A 15,246-nucleotide genomic window follows, 5' to 3' on the forward strand; every position below is an offset into this window, starting at 1 on the left:
TTTTTATCCTGTTTAATGCTTTGTTTTTATATGGCTTTTTATATCGCGGCCTAGCGAGTGCTAGGGAGCTTAACAAACATCTTTAAAAATGGAGGTCCTATGATCAGTAGGATGTCAAGGTGTGCAGCCTTGATTGGGGCCGTATTGTCTCTTTCAAGTTTTGCGCAAGTTTGTAATGATGTTTCGCTGTATAAAAATGGCGAAGCAGGTAAAATGGAAATGGCTGGCATGACGTTCCCGGAAGCACCGGAGTGGAGCGCCAACTGGGGTGTGCTCGGCCAAGGAGGAAATTTTTCGGGCTCAACGGAGGCGCTTACCCCGCCTTATATCCGATTGTCCGGCATGAAGGACAAGGCAGGGGATTGGACGGGATTGTTGTCGTTTGACAAGTTGCCCTTGACCGTCCAATCCGGGAACGTTGCGTTCAAAGTGCGCGCAACGCAGAAAAGCAAGTTCGGAATCTGGCTTGCGGGCGATTTCGGCAATAGCGGCGTGAAGTTCTTTGATCTCGATGCCAATAAGACTTATTCGCTGAAGATTGCTGTCGCTGAACTTCTCGGAAATTCCGCAAAGGCGGTCAAGCATGTAGGCGTTGGGCTTTTTGATGTTCCTGCGCATCAATACACGACCCTGTTTATTGACGATGTATCGGTAAGTTGCGCGGTGTCGAACGGCTCGGTTGCCGAAGTGTGGACTTATCCATACAGCGATTTGGACCCGAGGACCCCTCGCCGCGAAGGCAAATTCATCTCGACGCCTGCGCCGATGACGTCTGCTGCCTATTCTGAAGAAAAACGTCGTAAAATAGCAGATTCCACTAGCGCTGATTTTGTTTTGAGTGAATTAGAACATTATCAGATTCAAAAATTTTGTGGCCGGACCGATTTGACTCCGCAAAAATCTCGCGATGGCTGGTTCAACAACATGTACTTTATCGATCGGAATCGCTTGCGTGATAGCGTGATTGCGAATCCGAAGGGGTTGTTTTACGAGGCAAACGAGGCTGCCGCAGGTACGGATAATCTCGAAATGCCCTTGCTGATAGGCAATGTGGATTACGCTTACCGTGCCTGTAACGATAGCGTTTGTAAGGCAGGGCAGTTACAAAATGCAAGAATTCTACAGGCGGGGGTTCCGTCGGCAACTGTGAGGGGATCTCGACTCAAGATTTTCTATGACCCCTATTTTGTTTGCACGAATAGAAGTGTGCTTCCGAAGGTGGAAATTTATACGAAAAATAAGTGGCAGGCGCTAGAACCAAAGTCCGAAATGCTGCTGGAGTTTGAATCGGCGGGCGAGCAGTCCGTAAAAGTAAGGCTCTCTGAAGGCGGTAAAACCGTTAACCAGACTTTATTCGTGGAGGTAAAGTAATGAGATTCGTATTATTTGTTTTGGCATTGTTGCTTGGTTTTTCAGTTTCTACGGCAAGGGAACATATTGATTTGGTCTTTAGTGGAAATTACGGATTGGATTCAATGTGTGTGGCAAAATATGATATTAAAAATTCAAGAAATAGCGGATTTACGTTGACAGGTCTTCCTTGTTCTGCGCTTCCGATGTATGATAAGGTGAGAATAAGGGTCCTTAATCCGCGGAAAGACGACTCGAAAAAAATGCACTTTAGCCTGGTTCGCCCGTTCCTGATGATTGATGGCATTTACCTCAGTACAAATGGAATGCGGACTTTAAGCGAAATGCAGGACGAAGTTGAACGTTTTGGCATTGTTGACCCGCTTGTAGAATTGGGCTACACGCCCGTTCTTGTGCAATTCCCGCAAACTGTGAGACGGTCTCTGTTGGAAAATTCTCAAAGTTTTGCGAAAATGCTTCGTTTGATTAATTCGGAATACTGGTTTGGATTTGATAACAAACTGCAAGATGGTTTTGTTGTGCTTGGGGTAAGTCAGGGCGGTATCTTGGGCCGTTATGGTTCGTACTTGTACGATATCGCACGGAATAAGATGACGGACGCCCCGATTCGGCTGTATTCGTCTTTGGATTCGCCGCACCAGGGAGCCATTTTGCCGCTTGCGCTTTTTTATACGATTGATTTTTGGGCTCTAGATGGTGGCTCCGGTGGTGCTGAGGCTTTCAGGGATTTGATTAATGGCCCTGGTGCTAGCGGGTTGTTGCTGTATGAGAGAATGTGCAAGAATAAAGATTGTTCCGATTATTCATACGAGGTGAATGCATCGCCTAACCGATTCCTTTTTGGGGAATATCGCAAGGCTGCAGAATACAAGGGATTTCCGTCTGTACTTATTGCGCAAGGCCAGCTGAAAGGGACTATTCCGGCGCATTCTGACACATTCTTTGTTTTGAACAGGCATGCAAAAAAATTCGGTTCACCGTTCGGTCGTGCAGAAAGTAGGCTTTATTCTTACCTTGATGGCAAAACCCCAATTGCCCACAATAGAAAATATCAGTATCTAGATGGTGCTAAAGAAAAAAAGCGTACGGCACAAGCCTTCTATGATTTTATTCAAGGAAGTACTTATCCGTTTGCGGAAACAATGTATAATAGCTTGAGTGACGGTATGATTAAAGCCATGCCGGATGACATGACTGAATTTTTTGTTTCTTTTTCAACGGGTTGGGATGAAAATTCTTTGATCCAAAAGAATAGTACCTTTATTCCGACAACAAGTGCGATGGATTTGAAATGTAACGGGATAAGTTCCATTACGGAACCATGCGCTTTTTATCAAAATTATTCTGGGTTCCCTTTCACGAATCCGGGCGCAAAGAGTTCTGCGAATGCCGTTTATGCGGTAGATGCAACGCACCCGCGTTATAACGAACCGATTAGCGGTAGACATATTGAATTGCCGTCGAATATGAAGGCTGATTCTGCCGTTATCAGAGGTTTGCAGGTCGATATGTGGCGAGTCCTGTGTGAATTGGCTAATTACGACTACGATTATGCCGGCAAGAAATTCCGTAATGAAAATTTGTCTTGGTATTTCAAGCCGGGAACCGACTGCATGGATCAGACGAAAATGCCTGAATTCCTGAGAAAGGGCGGCTATGTACAGAAGAAATATTTCGCTTATGGCCGCTACGATTATAATGCAGAAGCGACTGAGAGCGACAAAAATGTGACATTTGATTTGCCTGCCGGGTGGCACAAGGTTGCCGTATTTGACAATGGCGAAGACCTTCCGGAAGGCACTTCTGTCGGTTTTGACATTACGGTTAACAAAACGAAAGGCTCTTGGATGAAAGCGGAACTTTTGTTACTGAAATCTAAATCGGGTGCGGGGCAATTGCAATTGCAAGAGGTGTCTATTCCGGTAGATGGCAAAAAGCACCATGTTCATTGGAAACTCCCTGCAAATGAAGGTTCGCTCAAAAAGTATCACTGGATTCGCCTGGTGTTGAATTCCGATGGAGGCAATGTAACGGTTGCGAACCCGGTGCTTACGAAGTCTGTTGAAGATACCGGTAAGGAATATGAAAACGCTGATATTGAATTGTATCCGAAGGCGTATAAGTTTGCCTCATGGACGCCGTCTGCATCGGTGGAGACTTATCTTGAAGGGGCCAATATGGGGGCTGAACTGGATTTTAAGAAAATAGGTAGCGAAGCTTATTTGGATTTTAAAGGCGAAAAGAGCTTTGAATCTTATAAGAAACTCCAGATTTATTATTGGCCGGGGTCTTGCCAGGGAACAGGCGTGTATTTTGATTCGTATTTATCAGGAATGCAGTACTTGAAAGATTCTGCTACAATAGAGGGTGACTTTGTTGTAAAAGAAATTTCTCTTTCAGATGTCATAGATACGAAAATTACGCATAATTACAAAAAAATCGCGTCTAGGCTGGTCTTTAGGAGTGGCAAGACAGACGAGGTTTGTCTTGTATACAGAATTTTGGCAAAATAGTGCCTTTATTCTAACAGGTAATCTTATTTTTCAATGCGGTATGGTTGTTGTCATACCGCAAATTTTAGGAGCTATGATATGAAAAAACAATTAATTCTGTTGGCTGCCTTGTCGGTGGCGTTTACGGGGTGCATGAAACCGACGACGCATTCTATAGGGGCTGCGCTAATGCCTGCTCCGATTATGCACCGTAGTTCTCCGGATAGTTCTGTGCAGGAATTGTCTGTGGCGGCTTCGGGGTTTTACGGACATTCGGGTGATGGTTACAATTTGGAAAACCTGAATGCCTTTGGTGGCAACATTGGTTTGACTTACCGTATGGCGGGAACTTTATCGCCACTGTTTTTGAATGTGGCTGCAGGCGTATTTGGCGGCTCTCTCCATTTTGGTTGCGACGCGTCTCATCGTTGTCTCAGGGACAGTGAATTTGATAAAGATTACGTTGCTTGGTTGGAGTCTAAGGCCGGTCGCAAGAGCTATAGCTTTTGGAATTTGCAAGAACGAATCCTTGTCGGTGCGGACTTTAGCCCAGCGTTTTTAATTGTCGGCGGTGCGGTTGGTTTCCAGCTGTATGAGGGTGGTTCTTCTGACTACGATAAAATACGCGGAAGGCTTGACAATGAAGGCCTGATGGAAAGCAGAGGGGGTGATAACGGTGCTGACGTCACTTCTTCTGTGTGGCTAGGTTCGTATTTTGGACGAAATGGTCGGTTTGGCAACTTGGTTGCAGAATATGATATTATTTTCAAACACCAGTATGAAGATGGGCTAGCTTCAATCAAGTTGACGTATACACACCCGAGTGGATTTTTCGGTGGGGTGTCGCGAGGAGACTTGATTGACTTCTCACTGTTTGTGGGAAAACAGTTCGTGTTTTAGATCCCGGGTTAAGCCCGGGATGACAAGAAATCTGCGCCCGGGATGACAATAAACCGCGTCCGTTGACACGAAATAAAAAAAGAGCCCCGGCGGTTTGCCGGAGACTCTTCTTAATTTGTTTTGAACAAATTACTTGAGGGTCTGAACCTGCACGTCCCAGCTCTGGTTGCCAAGAGCGATACGGTAGGTGCTTGCAGCGCCGGCCTTCATGTTCTTGGTGTCCACGGCCGGAGCGGCGTTCGGGTCCTTCTTGGGAACGCCAATGTGGCGGTTGCCCTTGAGGAATTCGATACCCTTGTTGCCAGCCTTCGTCTGGAGGCAGCCCGTGATGAAGATGGTCTCGTCGGTAACCGGCAGACCATTTTCTTCGAGGAGGGCCTTGGCCTTCGGAATGCCCGGTTCGAGAATTTCTTCTGCGCACTGGACGCCCGGATAGGCTTCCTTGAACGGCTTCATGTTGAACTGGTCGGCAGCGATCTTCACGAGTTCCGGATCCGGTTCGCACGGGGTCTTGCCCTGGTAACCGAGGAGCATCTTGCCGTAGCCTTCGGTCATCTTGAACCACGTGCCGCGGCCTGCAGCCTGGTTCAAGGTGTTCATGTAAGCCTGCTGGAAGTAGAACTGAGAAACCGGCGTCACGGAAGAAGCGAAGCCACCGCGGCGGACGCATTCACTCATGTTCTCGATCACCTTCGGGAACAGGTGGAAGGTCTTGGTTTCACGCATCATGAGGGTGTTGGCGGTAAGAGCGCCACCCGGCATGGGGCTGAAGATCACGTCGGTCGTGATCTGACGTGCTTCAGGCGGGAAGTTGTAGTCCTTGAGGCATTCAACAGCGACGTTGTTGGCTTCCATGAGTTCTGGAATGTGATCGTCGACGATGCTGTCTTCACCGAGGGCGAGCTTGTATTCCGTACCCTTGAGGGCGTGGAACATGGAGAACAGGTCGGGCTGAGCCGTACCGCCGGAAAGGGGCTTGCGGCCGAGGTCGACGCCATCGGCGCCACCTTCGATAGCGGCCTTGTACTGGGCCACACCGGTACCGCAGGTGTCATGGCTGTGGATGCGGAGTTCGACCTTGTCGCCGAGGAGCTTGCGGGCGCGCTTGAAGGTTTCATAAACCTTGGTCGGGTTCGTCGTACCGGAAGCGTCCTTGAAGCAAACGGAAGCGAACGGAACGCCTGCGTCCAAGATGTTGCGGAGGATGCGTTCGTAGAATTCCGGGTTGTGGGCGGCGTTGAGGTCGCATCCCGGAGGAAGTTCCATCATGGTCACGACGACTTCGTGTTCCAGACCGGCGTCGGTAATGCACTTGCCGGAGTAGATCAGGTTGTTGACGTCGTTCAATGCGTCGAAGTTACGAATACGGGTCATGCCGTGCTTCTTGAACATGTCGGCATGGAGCTTGATCATGTCGCGCGGCTGCGGAGCGAGGGCCACCACGTTGATACCGCGGGCAAGGGTCTGCAGGCGGATGTTCGGGCCGACTACGCGGCGGAATTCGTCCATCATGTCGAATGCGTCTTCGCCGCAGTTCTGGTACAGGGCCTGGAAACGGGCGCCGCCACCAGCTTCAAAGTGGGTGATGCCAGCCTTCACGGCTGCTTCGACCGCGGGCATAAAGTCCTTGGCGAACACACGGGCACCGAAAATAGATTGGAAACCATCGCGGAACGAGGTGTCCTGGAACTTGATCTTTTTCATTTGTGTCTTCCTATGGGATAAATCCCTGGTTTTTACTGTACAATAAAATACGGGGGGAAAGATAGAAAATAGACGGCAAATGCGTAAGGCGAATGATGAGCAAAAGCTTGTTTTAGGGGGTGATAAGTGATTATTATATCTATAATAATCATATTCATAATAATGGTTTGTGCGGATTTACCATGGAAGGTTGTATTGGAAATTTACACCCCAACCACCAAGAGTGAACAATCTAAGAGTTGCTTCTACAGGGCGCTGCTCGGTATAGCTGATACTTGCCATAAATTGTGAATTGATTCGATAGCCGAGCCTGAAACCGTAATCCAGATTATTACCGTCGCCATCTTCCCGGTAGTGGTGCCCAGCGATGGTTTTCATTATTCCCAAATTGGCCTCGAAGGAGACGTTCCATAGTGTAATTGACCATATCAAGGGCTTAAATTCTATTGCCCACGTGGCAACGGTCTCGTTGCCTCCATCATAGGAGTATCCGAATCGACGTATTCCGAACGCCAGTGTGTAGTCAATTATGTTTTCGGTTTCGTTGAAAAAGCCTATTTCGAAAGCCGTGCCAACGATACCTTCGGGTTTATATATGTGATTGTCATCTACAATACGGCTGTCTTGAATGGTGGCGTCAATAAAGATTGCGTGAGAGAGCCCACACAGAATCAAAAGGCTCAGGATTACTCTTCGCATAGAGTCCATCCTTTGGAAGAATATTCATCCAGATACTTGATTCCATTTCGTTCGGAATAAGTTTTATATCCGTATCGGTCTTGCATGGCTGAAAGCCAAGATTGGGAGCCTTCAAATCTGTAAGTTGAATCCCAGCTTTGGTACGCCACATTGTAGTCGAAAGAACCTGGTTGCACGATATCGTAGCCTTGAGCTAATGGTTCTACGATAGTCACGGAGCCACTTCCAATTTCTTCTGAATGATGGTACAGGGTCTTTATTTCAGGATATTTTGTATTCCAACGGTATCTGTAAAACTTAAAATGGCTTTTTTGTATATTTTGTTCAAAACAGATTCTTTCACATTGAATGTGGCTTTCGATTGTGTCTGAAAAGACTACAGAGTCTGTGGGATAAGAAACAAGAACGCTGTCTTCATAGTAGTGAAAGACAGAATCTTCGTGATAATATTCTGCGTAATAACATCCTTGCAAGTCTTCTATGGTGATGATGTCGGGGGCATCGCTTTCGCCACTTGTAAGCGGAATGGAGCATGCAGCAAGGATCAAGAATAATAAACTGAATGGAGCTAATAATCGTTGGTGCATGATTATCTCTGTTTTCATTTAATGGCGGTAATCCATCGGCCTAAAAATAACATTTCTGTTGGACTGTAAAGGATTTTTTTGATTTACTTGGCAATCAAATTGACGATCAGGGCGATTAGACCGCCTAGCAGCAAAACGGCTATGGCGACCATCGAGACGAAGGTCCACTTGGCGTATTTTAGGAGCTTTACCAGGCTTGCGTTCTGGTTTCCGACAAACTGTTGAATCAAGTTGATTCCTGCGGCAAGTGTAAGACCCGCATCATCAATCCAACCTATGATGGGAACGTCTGGAATGAAGTCTATTGGGGAGGCGTCATAAGCCAAGGCAGCAAGCATCAGCAACACCGCCAAAGCCTTTTTCATGTTCGAAGAATTATCTTCCACAGGAACTTCTTCCCGGTGAATTTCGTGAACTTCTACTTCTTCGATTTCGTCTTCATCTTTTGTCATGGCATTTAATATAATAAATTTCCTCAATGGCGCATGCGAGTTCGTTTTTCTTCTGTTTGAACAGTCAAGTATTCCTTGACAGTTGGTTTGTGTTGAAGTACGCTTTTTTTTAACCAGCAATTATATTGCAGGCTTTAGGGAGTCTTTTATATTGACAATGTCAATACGCTCTAATTTTAGATTGATCGTTGGCTTATACTTGGAGAGAGTAATATGCAAAATTTGCATATTACTTTCTTTGGTGATTTCGCCTACTGAAATTAGCGAATTAATTGATTTTTCCGAATTTTTTAGTGATTCGTTCTATATGAGCCTTTTTTTCTTCTTCGGATAATTGAGTGTACGGCAGTAACATTCTGCACCAATCATCAATGGTTTCTGCACTATAAAAAATTTGTTCGGCTTGCATTTTCTTGACCAATTCTATTTCTAAGTTGCAAATTTCGTGAATGCTCGTAAGAGATTTGTTTTCTGGGATATATTTTAATTTTGATTTGTTTCCAAAAATAATCATACTGAATGCGCGGAACTGGTATTTATTTTGATTTAAAAAGACACATAAACAGTCTATATGCCGTTTGTTTTGTAAGATAGGATTAGGTATAGGGCCTTTTTTTCCATTAGTCTTGTAGCGTTGCCATTGAGGGTGTTTTTCATCGCCGTAGACAGATCCTGATAAATTCTTGCTTTCAAAAACATAGATGCCTGTTTCATGCAAAAGCAGAACATCAATTTCTGAATATCCGTCAATTGTTGGAACATAGACATTTCTTAAAATTTTATAATGTCGCTTGTCAAATTGACATGCAGCCCATACGGCTCTACTTACGGCATCCTCTCCCAACTTACCAACCATTTCTGCCGCGGTGGGAATGGTACCGACAACATCTTCATAAGTTGCTGGATGAACGCTTAATTGTTCTTTGGTAAATGGAATGGAATCTTGTTTCGATGTGCGGTTTGAGAAAACTTGTTCTTTGGGAGTGAATTTTTTTGCTTCAAAAATTTTAGGGTATGTTGGTTCAATGTCTTCTGGAAATTCTTCAGTTTGGGTTGTTTTGAAAACAATTACTGCGACAATGATAATTAATACAAGAATGATGCCGCCAATAGCAAAAGCGGTGCTGTGGTCTTTGATAAAATTGAGAATAAGTAGGCCGATCCAAATACAAATGAAAATTGCAAAGACTGCTAAGCATCCGAGACAACCATCACCATCGTCGTTACTTCTTGAATGACGACGTCTTCTGCGACGGGGTTTGGTTGCTCCGTCAATCGCTGCAAATATAAAAGCGATTACAATTGCTATGCCAAGGATTGTTCCCAAAATCTATTTGCTTTCCTGAATTACAATTTTGCCGGAACCACTTTCTTTGATGACGATGCCGGGTGCATCGCCGTTTTGTATTGCTTTGGCACGGTTTTTACTTACGTAATTATATGAACCACGAATGTTCTGTACACCTCGAGTGGGTGTGAATTCAAATTCGCCATTTTGTTTTCGAAATTCAAAACCTGTTCTGCTATACCATTGTAAAGCTGGAAAAAGCTCAGTAGATTTCCATTCACTCCATTCGCGGCCGACTTTACGTGTACGGAAGGAGTTGCCTTCAATCCAAAGAGTTCCTTTGATTTCTATACCATTTAGCCGATCGGCTTGGGAATAGATATTCTTTTGAGTATAATCAATTCGGCATTTATCGATTTCGTATTCTATATCGGCATCACGGGTTAATTCAAAATAATAGCACCGCTTGTTTTTTACAGAAATTTTATCGCCATACACTTTGTCAAGGGTTTTGGCTAGGGTTACACCATGTTTGTCCTTGACCTGCAATAAAAAAGGGTGATATTGCAAATCGTAGCCGAACGTTGCGCTAACAATAAAGAATAATGTGATGATAGGAAGTTTCATATTCAAGTTTGTGTTTTAGTTGAAAAGGAAATCCCCACCTTGGTGGCCATGCGCACTAAGCGCTAAAGGGCTAAGTGCTGTCCGCCTGACCAGGTCGGGGAAAACATTGTGGACTATTCTTCTTGTTCCCAACTTAAAATGGGGTAGCTGTCGTTCAAACCGCTGTCGTAAACGAAATCTTCGCCGAGGAGTTCTGCAAAGTCTGAGGATTTCATTTCGTCTGCTGATTTGGGGGTGGCGACTCCGCCGCCGTTGTTAAGGCCGAAGGGTTCTTGGTCTCCTTGTTCCAGATAGTAGTAGTCTGCCATAGTGGTGTTGTAGTTGTAGCCAATCATCAAACCGACTAGAGAATCTCCGTCAACTTTGCCGGTAGAATAGGCGGAACTAGTGACGCCTTCTTGGTTGTATCCGATAAGACCACCCACATATGTTGAGCCAGATACACTGCCGGTGTTATAGAGATAACTAGAATTTGATCCTAATAGATTGCCAATAATACCTGAAATATAATCTGATCCTTCTATAGAAGCACTATTCCCTGCATTATTTATAGAGACCCTATTTGCAGAACCGATAATCCCTCCGATGTATTTTTTCCCTAAAACTTGCCCCTCGTTTTTGACATTGGTTACTGTAGCAAGAATGCCGCCGCTAGAAATAGTGGGGCTGACGTAACCCGCGCCGCCAATTATTCCACCAACATTATTTTCACCGATTATGTTTGCGTGGTTCAGGGCGTTTTTACAATCCATAAAGTAGCTGCTTACATAAGTGTATGCTCCTCTTCCGGCAATTCCGCCTACATTAGAACCTCCTTCTACTAACCCGTAGTTTTCAGCATTTTCTATCGATGCCTGATAAGCTTGTCCTGCTATGCCTCCGGTATAATTTTTCCCTTTGATTATTCCATGGTTTGTGCTTGATGAAATCATTGATTTTTTGGGGTATGGACCATTTGATTGTCCTGCGATACCTCCAGTGCAATCTTCGTTTCCAATTATTGAACTGTAATTGGTTGCTTGAGTAATACTACCTCCATTGATTCCTGCAATTCCTGCAGAAAATTTTCCACCGCTTACCCAAGAATTTTTCAATATAAGGTGCGATATTGAGCCTTGATTGTTTCCGAACAGTCCGTTATGCGAGCTTGTCGTGTTGATGAACATTCCGCTGACGGTGTGGCTGTCGCCATCGAAGGTCCCGGTAAAGGCGACGCTTGAATTGCCGATAGGAGTCCATTTGTGGAGTTTAGAGGAGTCCGCAACGAGTGCGCCCTTTTCGTCGATAATCTTACCATCGTTCAAGATTATATCTGCGCCTAGTTTATAATATTTGCCTTGATAATCTTTATCGTTGGAGCCGACGATAAAAGAAAGTTTTGCGAGTTGTTCGGCAGTCAAGATGACATAAGGGCTGAGTTTAGTTCCTGCACCGCATGCAAATTTTTTGGCAGTTGTTCCGTCCCACGGCTTTCCCGGTTCGCCAATGCAATATTCATCTAGTTCTTCAACAGAACTGCTGGATATTTCGTCATCGGAGTTGCTTGAACTGCTTTTATCTTTTTCCACGGCACTAGACTTCTTATCGGAAGTTTTGCTTGAACTTGATTTTTTGCCTGAGCTACTGGAAACAGAAGAAATTTCATCTTCGTCGTCAGATGAAATGGTTGCTGTACAGGCGCATATTAATGCCGCGCAACTAAGGAACAAAAAATATTTTGCGAAACTCATAACATCCCTCTTTTTAGAAAGAATATAATTTAAAATCTTTCAAAATGTTAATAGAAATATGCGTTTTGCTTTAGTAGAAAGGAGATCCCGGCTCTAGGCCGGGAAGACAATTGCGGCGGAATGTGCTGTAGATTGCTTCGCGCGGAGCGCTCGCAATGACGTGGGGGTATTCCAACTTGGACTATTAAAATGTTTACATTCGCTGGTTTGGCGAATGGGGTGGTTTGTATCTTGGAGGTGGGGCGGTTGGTTGCCCCGATAACACGGAGGTCCATCATGAAAAGCGTAAAAGTAATGTTGTTTGTAATGCTAGCCGTTCTGGTATCGACCTCTTTCGCTGCCAGGAAGGTTAAGTCAAAGTTGGGAGACATCGATGTCACAGCCCAGAAAGGTGGTGGCGCGGTTGTCTGCACCGCTCACTTCAATGACGAACTGACGATTCTCAAGGATTCCGATACGGAGGTTCTTGTGAAGGGAAGTTGCGGTCAGGGGTGGGTCGCGAAATCAAAACTCGAATATGTGGCGCAAGGCCCGCGTGATAATACAATCACGATCGAAAACTTCGATATCCAGGCATGGATTGACAATCAGTCGGTATTCGATGTTCATATTGATAATGTCGAGGATTTCGAAGGGGTTACGATTGACCGTGACTTTAGAGAATACTTGACTTACACGATTGATCGCGAACAGACTGAAATGCATAATGGCGAAAACTGATTTAACCATGGAGGTGTTTAATCCGTAGAATAATCCCTGCGCAAGCGGGGATTTTCTATATTATGGGTATGAGTTTGATAAATACCATAGTCGTTGCAGGTGGTACCCACGGTAACGAACGGACGGGGGTTCGCCTTGTCCAGAAATGGATGGAACACCCAGAGTGTTATAATTCGCTCTGTAGCGCCAAGGTGGATTTGGTGCTTGCTAACCCCGAAGCGGTACGCTTGAACCGCCGCTATCGCGATCATGACTTGAATCGCGCTTTTTCGCAGACTTGCTTAGATGTGACGGTGGAGCCGCAGCAGTACGAGTTCCGTCGAGCTAAGGAACTGAATGCTTTGTATGGCCCGAAGGGGGCTGATACCAAGACGGACTTGCTTCTGGATGTGCACAACACGGGCTCAAACATGGGCTATTGCCTGATTCTTTCGGCGCGCGACCCGTTTACGATGCGCGCCTCGGCGGTGCTGACGCAGGAATTCAAGGATGCGTGGATTTATTACCAGCCCGAAGAACGCTCCGCTTCGCCGTATTTTGGAACGGTGGCAAAGGCGGATGTGTGCATCGAGATTGGCCCGCAGCAGCACGGGACGCTGGATGCCGCGATTTTCGAGGAATCGGAACGCCTGGTGAAGCGCTATTTGGAGCTTGCCGAGGAATGGAACCGCGGTGAATTGCAGAAAAGGGCGCCGATTAAGGTGGAAGTCTATACGCAGTTCAAGGATTTGGGTTACCCCAAGCCGCAGGGTGGTGGAGCGATCCAGGCGATGATTCATCCGGAATTGATGGGGCGCGACTATCGCGAACTCAAGGATGGCGACAAGCTGTTCCGTACATTTGACGGCGAAGATATTTTGTACCATGGCGAAAGTCCGGTGTATCCGATTTTCATTAGCGAGCCTGCGTACTACGAAAAGGATATCGCGATGAGCCTCACGGTGAAAAGCGTCGAGGAATGGTGATGCGCCAAAGGCGCGGTAGACGGTAGGAAGTAGACAGTAGGAAGTATATGATTGAAGAAAATGAAGAACTGAAGGAAATTTCGGGTGAAGAACGCCTGAAGAATTTCATGGACTTGGTGCAGAACCAGAAAAACGAACCGTGGGATTCCCGCCTTTCGGAAATTCTGGATGCGTTCGAGGATTTCTTGACGCTTCGCCCGGAACCGCCGCAGGAATGGCAGGAAACCTATGCCAAGAGCGGAAAGGAATTCGACTACTACCAGGTGGTGCTGCCGCAGGATTTCCAGGATCCGTACGAAGACGACTTGGGCAATATCCGCAGGCTGCGCAACGAGTTTGAACGCACGCCTTCGACGATGGCGCTTGAACATGAGCTCGTGAGCCGCAACTACTTTATTTTTGAAAACGGCCATGCCGAAGCGATTCCTGCCCCGCGTCCGATGCTGATGCTTGAAAGCAAGGATCGCGATGATGACGAGGAAGAACAGGAAGGCGACATCACGTGGGATTGTTGCATCTCGATTTTCCCGGACGGCAGCTACGTTGCCTACAACTTGAATCACGATGACGAAGAAGAACTCGGCGAAGATTTTAAGGCCGAATTCGACAAGCATATCGACGTGCTTTCGAAACTGCAGCTCGTGATTCCGGTGGAAGGCCGCGACTACGGGATTCTGAATAGCCGCTGCTAGGCGACATTTGAGTCAATGACCCAATTCGAAACGGAAATCTACCTGCGGTATAAGCAAATTATTGAATCGCAGGGGTTTGTTGTACCTGCGGCGGGCGAGTCGCCTGCGCCGCGTCGTGTGCGCATGGAAGATTTGCTGGACCGTTACGATGCGTTCTGCTTTGACGGTTATGGCACGCTTTATAACCGCGGGAGCTTTGTTTACGAGGGCGCGCTGGATTGGTATACAATGCTGCGCGCGGCGGGTAAGCAGATGCGTCTGATTACGAATGCGGCCTCTGATGTGGATTCGGTGCTTGCGGCCGATGCGGGCAAGCGAGGCTTCGCGTTTAGCGAGACCGAGACGATTTCTTCGGGAAGTTTGCTCAAGGATTTGTGCGCTGAATTGCGCGGTTGTGGCAAGGCTGTGCGCGAGGTGTATTACATCGGGCGCGAAACGGGCAAGCATGTGCTTGAAAATTGCGGCATTAAGGCGGTAGCTCCGGCGGTCGAACCGGTGGAGCCGATTGTGGCGATTTCATCGGCGAAGGATACGCCTGAAACGTACGAGCAGGCGGTAAAGATTTTAAGGCGCCCGGGCTCGATGCTTTTGGTGTTGAATTCGGACGCTTGGGCGCCGAAGATTCCGGGGGACGATGGCATGACGGTTCGCGAGCCGGTATCGGGCGAGCTCAGCGAAAGGTTGCGCCGCGATTCCATGTGCGAGGCAAATGGGGGTGCGGGTTGCGAAACTTATTATTTAGGTAAACCATTCCCTGCGATTTGGGAGAAGGTCAAGCGGAGTCTGCCTGAAGGTTCTCGCGTGCTGATGGTAGGCGATACTTTGGGCACGGATGTGTTGGGTGCGCGTATCGCGGGCTTTGATTCTGCCCTTGTGGTGGGCCGGAATGTGCCGGCAGATGAACTTGAGGCGGATGAAAAGGCCTTAGGAATTAGGCCGGATTATTACTTGTAAGCTACACTTTTTTCTGTAAAGGGTTTGTTAACTCACAATAACTAAAGAAAAGGGTTTGACGGCTT

Annotated in this window: 14 protein-coding genes; 7 read left to right on the plus strand and 7 right to left on the minus strand. The window is 46.6% G+C overall.

From position 1 onward, the window contains the following. Positions 1–99 precede the first annotated feature (99 nt). From BUC02_RS07980 to BUC02_RS07990, 3 genes are all read left to right on the plus strand, one after another. The gene (locus tag BUC02_RS07980; protein ID WP_139261068.1) at positions 100–1,371 is read left to right on the plus strand and encodes a hypothetical protein; all 1,272 of its coding nucleotides are present in this window, start codon (positions 100–102) and stop codon (positions 1,369–1,371) included. Then, positions 1,371–3,884 (plus strand): hypothetical protein, encoded by a 2,514-nt coding sequence (locus BUC02_RS07985; RefSeq protein ID WP_073321061.1) that lies wholly within the window; start codon positions 1,371–1,373, stop codon positions 3,882–3,884. The genes BUC02_RS07980 and BUC02_RS07985 overlap by 1 nt, the downstream gene beginning before the upstream one ends. Before the next feature lie 78 nt (positions 3,885–3,962). Beyond that, positions 3,963–4,763: a hypothetical protein gene (locus BUC02_RS07990; protein ID WP_073321063.1), complete on the plus strand. Its 801-nt coding sequence runs from the start codon at positions 3,963–3,965 to the stop codon at positions 4,761–4,763. Positions 4,764–4,892: 129 nt separating this feature from the next. Here BUC02_RS07990 and BUC02_RS07995 read toward each other — a convergent pair whose 3' ends face one another. The 7 genes from BUC02_RS07995 to BUC02_RS08025 all read right to left on the minus strand — a co-directional run bounded on the left by BUC02_RS07995 (position 4,893) and on the right by BUC02_RS08025 (position 11,850). Further along, positions 4,893–6,467: a biotin attachment protein gene (locus BUC02_RS07995; protein ID WP_072976800.1), complete on the minus strand. Its 1,575-nt coding sequence runs from the start codon at positions 6,465–6,467 to the stop codon at positions 4,893–4,895. 177 nt (positions 6,468–6,644) lie between these two features. Next, on the minus strand, positions 6,645–7,166 hold the full coding sequence (locus BUC02_RS08000; protein WP_073321065.1) for a hypothetical protein: 522 nt from the start codon (positions 7,164–7,166) through the stop codon (positions 6,645–6,647). Continuing rightward, entirely contained in the window at positions 7,154–7,771 is a 618-nt protein-coding gene (locus BUC02_RS08005) for a hypothetical protein (RefSeq protein ID WP_073321067.1), read from the minus strand. Before BUC02_RS08005 ends, BUC02_RS08000 begins: the two co-directional genes overlap by 13 nt. Before the next feature lie 65 nt (positions 7,772–7,836). After that, complete coding sequence (locus tag BUC02_RS08010) at positions 7,837–8,205, minus strand: DUF1232 domain-containing protein (RefSeq protein WP_073321070.1); 369 nt, start codon at positions 8,203–8,205, stop codon at positions 7,837–7,839. 268 nt (positions 8,206–8,473) lie between these two features. After that, positions 8,474–9,532, minus strand: coding sequence for a nuclease-related domain-containing protein (locus BUC02_RS08015; RefSeq protein ID WP_073321073.1), 1,059 nt, complete (start codon positions 9,530–9,532; stop codon positions 8,474–8,476). Positions 9,533–9,535: 3 nt separating this feature from the next. Then, positions 9,536–10,120: a hypothetical protein gene (locus BUC02_RS08020; protein WP_073321076.1), complete on the minus strand. Its 585-nt coding sequence runs from the start codon at positions 10,118–10,120 to the stop codon at positions 9,536–9,538. 113 nt (positions 10,121–10,233) lie between these two features. After that, complete coding sequence (locus BUC02_RS08025; RefSeq protein WP_073321079.1) at positions 10,234–11,850, minus strand: hypothetical protein; 1,617 nt, start codon at positions 11,848–11,850, stop codon at positions 10,234–10,236. Between the two features lie 276 nt (positions 11,851–12,126). Between BUC02_RS08025 and BUC02_RS08030 the strand changes: the two genes are divergently transcribed. The 4 genes from BUC02_RS08030 (at position 12,127) to BUC02_RS08045 (ending at position 15,181) form a co-directional block, all read left to right on the plus strand. After that, complete coding sequence (locus BUC02_RS08030; RefSeq protein ID WP_073321224.1) at positions 12,127–12,570, plus strand: hypothetical protein; 444 nt, start codon at positions 12,127–12,129, stop codon at positions 12,568–12,570. Between the two features lie 68 nt (positions 12,571–12,638). Continuing rightward, positions 12,639–13,535, plus strand: a complete 897-nt coding sequence (locus tag BUC02_RS08035) for an aspartoacylase (RefSeq protein ID WP_254794152.1) — start codon at positions 12,639–12,641, stop codon at positions 13,533–13,535. A 47-nt stretch (positions 13,536–13,582) separates the two neighbouring features. Continuing rightward, positions 13,583–14,227, plus strand: coding sequence for a hypothetical protein (locus BUC02_RS08040; protein WP_073321082.1), 645 nt, complete (start codon positions 13,583–13,585; stop codon positions 14,225–14,227). 15 nt (positions 14,228–14,242) lie between these two features. Beyond that, positions 14,243–15,181, plus strand: coding sequence for an HAD-IIA family hydrolase (locus BUC02_RS08045; RefSeq protein ID WP_073321085.1), 939 nt, complete (start codon positions 14,243–14,245; stop codon positions 15,179–15,181). Positions 15,182–15,246: the final 65 nt, after the last annotated feature.

The sequence above is a fragment of the Fibrobacter sp. UWOV1 genome (assembly GCF_900142495.1).
Taxonomy (GTDB): Bacteria; Fibrobacterota; Fibrobacteria; order Fibrobacterales; family Fibrobacteraceae; genus Fibrobacter.